Below are 8,265 nucleotides of genomic sequence, written 5' to 3'. Positions count from 1 at the left end.
ATCGCTCCGATAAATACAGTCTGACTGACGAGGTTTGTAACGCCACTGAAGTCCATGCAAAGCAACCGTAATGAGTGAGGTTGTGGCGAGTCAGCGGAGTTATTAAGCCGTGGCATGGTTAAAGAGATGCATTAGGAACTTGAGAGAGCCAAGGGTGTTCCGCAAGGACGCGGTAGGGAAGCTAAGCCAAAAGCAAGGCCAACGATGACCCTTTGGCAGTCAGACCAGCTCGTAGTAGTTTGAGACGGGAAAGCCGATCACATGGCGAAGGGGCTGGCAGTTATATCACGTGTTTAGCAGACACATAGGCCGGACAATGTAGGGCTGGAACCACTATGATAACCGAACTAAACGCGATCACATTTAAATCACAGCGACACCCCAAACACAGGTTTCAGAACTTATACGGATTACTAAGGGAAGATTGCTTGTATAAAAGTTGGGATCAGCTCAATAAGCAGGCTGCGGCCGGTATTGATGGCATTACCATGCCTGTTTATAAGCAGCAACTCRTTAGCAACATTACTCGACTGAGCGATGCCCTTAAGCATAAGCGCTTTCGAGCCAATGACATCAAACGTGTCTTTATTCCCAAAGCAAATGGCAAACAGCGACCGCTGGGCTTGCCCACGGTGGATGATAAATTGGTGCAACAAGGCGTGAGCCAGATATTGCAAAGTATCTGGGAAGCGGACTTTCTGCCCAATAGCTATGGCTACCGACCGAATAAAAGCGCTCATCAAGCGGTGCACAGTTTAGCGTTGAACCTTCAGTTTAAAGGATACGGTTACATTGTGGAGGCTGACATTAAAGGCTTCTTCAACAACCTTGACCACGACTGGCTGATGAAGATGCTCAAACAACGCATTGATGACAAAGCCATGCTGAGTTTAATCAGCCAATGGCTTAAAGCCCGTATCAAATCACCGGAAGGGGTGTTTGAACACCCGAAAAGCGGTACACCGCAAGGGGGGATCATTAGCCCAGTACTGGCGAACATCTATTTGCACTACGCACTCGACTTATGGTTTGAAAAGAAAGTAAAACCTCGAATGCATGGTCGCGCGATGCTCATCCGGTATGCCGATGATTTTGTGTGTGCGTTTCAATAYGCCAACGAYGCAGAGCGATTTTACAAGGTGTTGCCAAAACGACTCAAGAGGTTCAACTTAGAGGTAGCAGAGGATAAAACCTCACTGCTGCGTTTCAGTCGATTTCATCCGAGTCGCAGACGGCAATTTGTGTTTCTTGGCTTTGCCTTTTACTGGGCAAAAGATGCGCAAGGAAAACCTCGACTTAGGCGGCGCACAGGGGCTGAAAAGCACCGCGCCAGCATGAGCGAGTTTTACCAATACATCAAAGCCAAACGGTCAACCAAGCTCAACACGTGGATGCCCCAACTGAAACGYAAACTGATGGGATWCCGAAATTACTTTGGCCTGCCAGACAATAGCCGTAGCCTAGATAGACTGTACAGCTATGTGCTGCACAGCTTATATAAATGGCTGAATAGGCGAAGTGGAAGGCGCAGTTATAATTGGAGTAATTTCAAGAAGATGTTAATGTATTACGCAATAGAGCGGCCAAGAGTGAGTAAGCGATTTATTCATGTGGACGGGTACTAAGTACGTGGTGATTTACACGCGTGAATATATAACTGAAGAGCCGGATGCGGTAGTTCCGCACGTCCGGATCTGTGTGGGGTCGGCCCAGTAATGGGTCGCTCTACCACGATTACGTATCTAGGGATTAAATGAAACCTGAAATTATCAATTCAAATTGGCCGAACGCACTTCGTTGGTTTTTGGTACAAAATACTGAGAGTTTCTGTCCTTGGCATTTTTTATCTCACTCAACAGAATTTGAATCTGCAGCTAAGGCTTTTGCTAACGAAGATACAAAAAACAGAATGGTATTTGTATTTGCTAGCCGACAAGACAATGACGATTTTGCAGGTCTAGAAATTGTTGATGGCACAATTACTGATAAGGTTATTGTATTTCATCCTGTTTTTGGTTCAGGTAAATCATATCGGAGTTGGGATGTTGTAGAAACAGAATACAATGATGTATTTGAGTTCTTATCAAATCATATTGTTCAAGATATGAAAGATTGGGCACTTACAGAAGATGCTTCTGATCTTCTTGGGTAAACACGTATAACAAGGTATTTAAACGGAACAAAAACAGTGGGTTACGTTCCGATTCGCTACGCAGTATAACCCACAATTTTAGTCCGCTTAATGCGGCGTTGTGGCTGTAGAATTATTCTTTTTTAAGAAAAACAGCCAGTTTTATGGGTTCCAAATGCGTTACCTAATGCTTTAAAAACGCTTAGAGTTAATTACAGGAGCTCGTTTTTTAATTGAATTTGGCTGTTAGAGTTATTCTACAGCCTCGTTAGTAGCCCTAAGAGTAGATTTCGAGTTTGGTTGGGAAATATCTACCATTAGTACCACTCAATTGCATCTAGCCTAACCTTCCAATTGCATTTTGATTTACCACTTTAAAAATTTACTTGTTGGCAATAGAAAATCTGATAATTCATTAATTTTAAGGCCAGTGTGCGACTAAAGAAGCTGTAATCAGAATTTAGAAAAATGTCATTCAGTTCCAATAACAATAATTGTGAGCATACTGTTTTGCTTATTTTTATCACTTTGTTGACTTGTTCAACAAAAAAAGCAAACCTACGAGGTGTTACGTAGTTTATTTATCTGCTTGATGTAAAGGAAAGTGATGAAATTACACAACTATCAGAATAGTTAATAATAAAAAAAGGGAAAGTTAATGTATAAAAGTATTCAAGGAATCGCTGGGGTTATTTTGTTACTTTCATTTAGCGTTATGGGAAACGAAACCCAACTAACGCTGCTGGAAAAGGAAATTGATAGAATTGCAGAAGAGTCTATTCCAACTAATGGACCGGGGTGCTCTGTAGGTATTATTAAGAATCAACAATTTTTATTCAAGAAAAGCTACGGTTTGGCAAACATCGAACATCAGGTTCCGCTCAGTTCAATATCAGTATTTCGTATGGCATCTGTATCCAAACAATTCACCGGGTTTGCGGTATTGTTATTAGCAGAAAAAGGGGAAATTAACCTTGATGATGATATACGGAAACATCTTACTGAATTGAAAGACTATGGTGTAAAAGTAACTATTAACTCAATGTTAGGTCACGTTTCAGGAATGGCAGATTACGATACCCTCAAATCGCTATTACCCAAACCACTACTGTCCACCGCTGGTGGTCCGTTCAGGCTTGGTGATGAGGATTACCTGACCAAAGAAGAATACTACGATGTCATAAAATCGCTTCCTTTAGAGCATCAACCTGATACTCAACAAGCCTATAGTAACTTCGCTTACTTTTTATTGTCGGAGTTAGTAGCTAACGTCAGTGGTATGTCCATGCGGGAGTACACTACAAAATACATCTTTGAACCGCTTGGTATGCACAGCACTTTTTTCGCTGATGATATGCGAGAGATAGTACCTAACCGTGCCGAAGGATATAGAACATTTAAAGATAATGGATTAAAGCGTTATGAAACAAATATTTTTGTTGTGGGTGACGGTGGTCTATACACTACACTCGAAGATATGTTGATTTGGGATAATCACTTTTATACCCCGAAATTAGGTGATGCCCCTAACAAAATAATGACTCAATTTAATACACCAAATAGCCAACACTCCTACGAAAGCAACGGAATAACTTTTTATGCTAACGGGCAATATATCGAGCCAAATTATACGCTGCACAATGGCGGATGGATGGGCACAAGTACTAGTTATATTCGTAGACCCAAGGAGCAAGTAGCCTTTGTTGGTATGTGTAATAGCTCCTCACTCGATGCAAATGTTTTTACTTACGAAATACCGAAAATCCTAACTAAGCTGAAAATATGGGATGTTACTGACCCTGCAATTTTTTAGTCTCATTTTAGTTTTCAAAAAATAAAGGTTCATAGTAGCGGGCAACTAACAAGGCAATCAAGCGGGACTGCTAACAGCTTGGCTCGGTTCCGCTCCGCTACACAGTTTAGCCAAGCATTATCAGCCCCTTATTGGGGCGTTGTGGCTGTAGAATTACTCTTTTTTAAGAAAAACAGCCAGTTTTGTGGGTCCTAAATGCATTGCCTAGTGCTTTAAAAACGCTTAGAGTTAATTATAGGAGCTCGTTTTTTAATTGAATTTGGCTGTTAGAGTAATTCTACAGCCTCGTTGTGGCTGTAGAATTAATCTTTTTTAAGAAAAAAAGCCAGTTTTATGGGTTCCAAATGCATTACCTAATGCTTTAAAAACGCTTAGAGTTAATTACAGGAGCTCGTTTTTTAATTGAATTTGGCTGTTAGAGTTATTCTACAGCCTCGTTATGTGATTCGGATAGTTTGTCGCAAATAAATATATAATTAATGGAATATCTATAAATGAATAAATTGAGTAAAGAATATTTAGCTGAATGTAAAAATGCTCTTAATATGGAGCAAACTCACAGCTTATCAACAACAGATAATTGGGCGCATGTTAATAGAGAACTTGTCCATCAAGACTGGGATATTCTGTATAAAAAATTAGCAGAGTACGTTGATGAAACAGCCGTTGATAATGAAAGTGTTCAAGCATTAATGAAAGAACACTTTGAAATAGCTTGTCGTTTTTATACCCCATCCAAAGAAGCATATATAGGCATGGGAATATTTTATAAAGAAAATGACGATATGAAAAAGTTTCATAATTCGTATCACCCAGAAATGGTTAATTATTTAGGTGATGCAATTGTCCATTACGCAGGTAGCCACTTATAAAATCACATAACAAGTTGCTTAAACGGAAAAATAACAGTTGGCCATCGCTTCGCGATTATAGCAAACCATTATTTTCCGCTTAGCAAGGCGTTGTGGCTGTAGAATTACTCTTTTTTAAGAAAAACAGCCTGTTTTATGGGGTCCAAATGCATTACCTAATGCTTTAAAAACGCTTAGAGTTAATCACAGGAGTTCGTTTTTTAATTGAATTTGGCTGTTAGAGTTATTCTACAGCCTCGTTAACTGAAAAGGAAAGTTAGTGCGAAATTTAAATTACTGGATGATTAAGCAAGCACATATAGTTTGGCTGGCTTCAATAATTAATATTGGGTTGGGTATTATCATTCCTGACTTCGATTTTTTTTCAAAAAGCATTAGCCATGTTGCGCTGGAGGCTCCAGTATTCGCTTATATTCATCGGGCAGCAGACGTCATTATTGGCTTGTCAATGTGTGGGTTTGCTTTTGGTATACATCAAACTTCTCAAAGTCGTTTTTCTGCGGCCACCTTGTCGGTTTTTTTACTTGGTATAAGTATGATAAGTGCGGGTATTTGGACACTAGAAACTCCACTTCATCTTCTTTACAACTTATCGATTTTCATGATAATTGTTCCAATAGCCTTTGCCTTAGATTTTAAGAATGTTGTGAAATCCAGCTTGTTTGAAAGCTTTTCTGTAGCGGTAACAGTGTTACACGTTTTTATGTTTTGGCTTATTTACGCAGGGTTTGTACCGCAGGAGTTTAACGGTTTAATTCAACGCTTATGGGCAGTCCCGACAATGGGTTGGTTTGGTGTTGCAGCTCACATGCTAATTTTACATCAATTTTCAGTTAACAAGTCAATCCAACCGACCGCTAACGCGTCGGCTGATTGAGGCGTTGTGGCTGTAGAATTACTCTTTTTTAAGAAAAACAGCCAGTTTTGTGGGCCCTAAATGCATTGCTTAGTGCTTTAAAAGCGCTTAGAGTTAATTATAGGAGCTCGTTTTTTAATTGAATTTGGCTGTTAGAGTTATTCTACAGCCTCGTTATAAGGCAATCCACGAATGAGTCAACCTGAAAATTATGTAGAGTGTTGTGAGCATGGTAAGCAGCAAGCTACATATGTTTGTCAGCATACAGTACAGACTCTTAAAGATGGTATTCTTAGAGGTTTTTGGTCTGCAGAACCTGAGTCAGGTAACAAACGACCTGATTCATGGTGTAGTGGTTGCGAAGAAATGGTAAATAAATCTGGCGGTGATTGGAATGATGAATCTGAGTCTTTTGCTGGAGTAAAGTTAATTTGTGGTGCCTGCTACGATCGAGTCAAGCAACTAAATCTTGAAAGTAAAAAGAAGTGGTGGCAGGTCTGGAGATAAAGCCTTATAACAAGGGTTTTCAAGCCGGACAAATTACAGTTGGCTTTTTGTTCGTACCTCACTTATTTTAGCCAACTGCAATTTGCCGCTAAAAACGGCGTTGTGGCTGTAGAATTACTCTTTTTTAAGAAAAACAGCCTGTTTTATGGGTTCCAAATGCATTACCTAATGCTTTAAAAGCGCTTAGAGTTAATTACAGGAGCTCGTTTTTTAATTGAATTTGGCTGTTAGAGTTATTCTACAGCCTCGTTATGTGCCTAAACTTAAAAGGATGTTTATGATTTACCGAATAATTTTTTTATCCCTTTTTTTCTTCTCAAATGCTAATGCTCAATCACTTCTAGAAATGTTGGACGAGGATCAGGCAGTCAGAACCAAGTTAAGAGAACTTCCTCGCGAACAAATTAAGAAATATATAGATGAAGTCATGCTACCGGGCGATAAGTTGCGATTGGAGAAAACTGAAGAGATATTGGCTTCGGGCTCGGTTCTTTCAGCTGAGGAGTTGCTAGCCGCAGCATTTATCATGCAGCATGGTAGCGATGAAAAGCATTATAAATCTGCTATGGAATTGGCTCGGAAATCATCTGAGCTGGATCCCAGCAACTCAGATGCTGTTTGGCTATCAAGCGCAGCCGAAGATAGATATCTGCTTAAGATCGATAAATCACAGGTATGGGGCACTCAATTGAAAAGAAAAATCAACACTAGTGGTACTTATCAAATATATTACTTAGAAAACTTCGACAAGTCTGCGAAAACAGATAAACAACGCTTGGAGCGCGGGCTTCCTACTTTAGGGGAATTGGAGTCTAGATTGCTTAGGATGGAAAAAGAGCAAGATAGGAACAAACAGTATTCAATATGGAAAACCGGAACATAACAAAAGAATGAAGACGGATTTGTCACAAGAACGTTGCCAAACCGCTTATTCAAAGTGTTGTGACTGTAGAATTACTCTTTTTTAAGAAAAATAGCCTGTTTTATGGGTTCCAAATGCATTACCTAATGCTTTAAAAACGCTTAGAGTTAATTACAGGAGCTCGTTTTTTAATTGAATTTGGCTGTTAGAGTTATTCTACAGCCTCGTTAGCTTTCTAGGAAGTTCCGATGACATTAAATGACTTAACGGTAAATTTCTCGCACCTTGAGCGAGACTCTCTGTTATCTGAATGGGAGTGGTTATTGGGTGGAGAATATTTACCTATACTGCTTTCAGCTTCCGGTGATGCATTTGTTCAAAATATAAATAATGGCCAAGTTTGGTGGCTTGACTCAGGAGGCGGTGAGTTCTCACAAGTAGCGGAGACACCTGAAGGCTTCAATGAGTTGTTAGCTGATAAAGAGTTCGTTATAGAATACTTTGCAGTTCAAATGGTAGGTGATTTAATAAAATCAGGTAAATCATTATCACACAACCAAATTTATAGCTTAACAAAACCTTGGCTGTTGGGTGGTGAGTATAAAATTGAAAATATTGAACCAACTGATATTGAGGTTCATTTTTCCCTAACAGGTCAAGTGGCACAACAAGTTGGTGTAAGCGAAAGCTAACAAGGCCGTTAAACCAAGGGCACAAAACAGCAGGCTTGTGTTCCTTCGCCCCCAATTTTAGCCTGCTATTTTGTGCCGTTTACGGCAAGCGTTGTGGCTGTAGAATTACTCTTTTTAGGAACTGGTTCTGCACATTTGACTTGATTGCTTTTTAACCTTGAATCCACTGGGTTACTGTGATCTAAYAGATATTATTCACCCACGGTAAACTGTTATGGCCAACTACAAGCCTGACTTATCCTGCCAAAATAAATTCATTCCTATCAATTTTTCTGAGCAAATTTTGCCRGGYACATTTGARTATGCGCTTTGTTATATTGTCGAAAATAAACTCGACTTGTCGGGCTTTGACGCGTGGTATAACAACGACAAAACAGGCGCGGCAGCGTATCCGCCCACGGTGATGTTAAAGATTATTTTACTCGGTTATGCGCATGGATTAATTAGTAGCCGCCGAATAGCCAAGGCCTGTGAGAACAATATTTTGTTCATGAGTGTGTCGGGCGATATTCAACCTCATTACACATCGATA

9 protein-coding genes are annotated in these 8,265 nt (G+C 39.9%); all 9 read left to right on the top strand.

Translation table 11 applies throughout. The features are described from left to right. Positions 1–428: 428 nt before the first annotated feature. Positions 429–1,625 (top strand): group II intron reverse transcriptase/maturase, encoded by a 1,197-nt coding sequence (gene ltrA / locus ADS77_RS20820; protein ID WP_235575832.1) that lies wholly within the window; start codon positions 429–431, stop codon positions 1,623–1,625. 128 nt (positions 1,626–1,753) lie between these two features. After that, positions 1,754–2,152 (top strand): hypothetical protein, encoded by a 399-nt coding sequence (locus tag ADS77_RS20815; protein WP_054206934.1) that lies wholly within the window; start codon positions 1,754–1,756, stop codon positions 2,150–2,152. Positions 2,153–2,789: 637 nt separating this feature from the next. After that, positions 2,790–3,944, top strand: a complete 1,155-nt coding sequence (locus ADS77_RS20810; RefSeq protein WP_064436101.1) for a serine hydrolase domain-containing protein — start codon at positions 2,790–2,792, stop codon at positions 3,942–3,944. A 494-nt stretch (positions 3,945–4,438) separates the two neighbouring features. Next, a complete protein-coding gene (locus ADS77_RS20805) occupies positions 4,439–4,816 on the top strand; it encodes a TipAS antibiotic-recognition domain-containing protein (RefSeq protein WP_054206933.1) in 378 nt (125 codons plus the stop codon). Between the two features lie 259 nt (positions 4,817–5,075). Further along, positions 5,076–5,693, top strand: coding sequence for a DUF998 domain-containing protein (locus tag ADS77_RS20800; RefSeq protein ID WP_054206932.1), 618 nt, complete (start codon positions 5,076–5,078; stop codon positions 5,691–5,693). 171 nt (positions 5,694–5,864) lie between these two features. Continuing rightward, positions 5,865–6,179, top strand: a complete 315-nt coding sequence (locus ADS77_RS20795) for a hypothetical protein (protein WP_054206931.1) — start codon at positions 5,865–5,867, stop codon at positions 6,177–6,179. Positions 6,180–6,456: 277 nt separating this feature from the next. Further along, entirely contained in the window at positions 6,457–7,062 is a 606-nt protein-coding gene (locus ADS77_RS20790) for a hypothetical protein (protein WP_054206930.1), read from the top strand. A gap of 227 nt (positions 7,063–7,289) precedes the next feature. Further along, positions 7,290–7,733 (top strand): T6SS immunity protein Tdi1 domain-containing protein, encoded by a 444-nt coding sequence (locus ADS77_RS20785; RefSeq protein WP_054206929.1) that lies wholly within the window; start codon positions 7,290–7,292, stop codon positions 7,731–7,733. Positions 7,734–7,947: 214 nt separating this feature from the next. Then, on the top strand, positions 7,948–8,265 hold a 318-nt coding region (locus ADS77_RS20780), incomplete at its 3' end, for a transposase (RefSeq protein WP_161803891.1).

It is taken from the genome of Pseudoalteromonas porphyrae (assembly GCF_001298125.1).
Lineage (GTDB): Bacteria > Pseudomonadota > Gammaproteobacteria > Enterobacterales > Alteromonadaceae > Pseudoalteromonas > Pseudoalteromonas neustonica.
Note: the sequence above shows the minus strand (reverse complement) of the source record. Positions and strands in the feature narration are given on the sequence as shown.

Excerpts from the sequence above, each read along its gene's own strand:
- ADS77_RS20815 (WP_054206934.1), top strand. The coding sequence starts at position 1,754 with ATGAAACCTGAAATTATCAATTCAAATTGGCCGAACGCACTTCGTTGG.
- ADS77_RS20810 (WP_064436101.1), top strand. The coding sequence starts at position 2,790 with ATGTATAAAAGTATTCAAGGAATCGCTGGGGTTATTTTGTTACTTTCA.
- ADS77_RS20805 (WP_054206933.1), top strand. The coding sequence starts at position 4,439 with ATGAATAAATTGAGTAAAGAATATTTAGCTGAATGTAAAAATGCTCTT.
- ADS77_RS20795 (WP_054206931.1), top strand. The coding sequence starts at position 5,865 with ATGAGTCAACCTGAAAATTATGTAGAGTGTTGTGAGCATGGTAAGCAG.
- ADS77_RS20790 (WP_054206930.1), top strand. The coding sequence starts at position 6,457 with ATGATTTACCGAATAATTTTTTTATCCCTTTTTTTCTTCTCAAATGCT.
- ADS77_RS20785 (WP_054206929.1), top strand. The coding sequence starts at position 7,290 with ATGACATTAAATGACTTAACGGTAAATTTCTCGCACCTTGAGCGAGAC.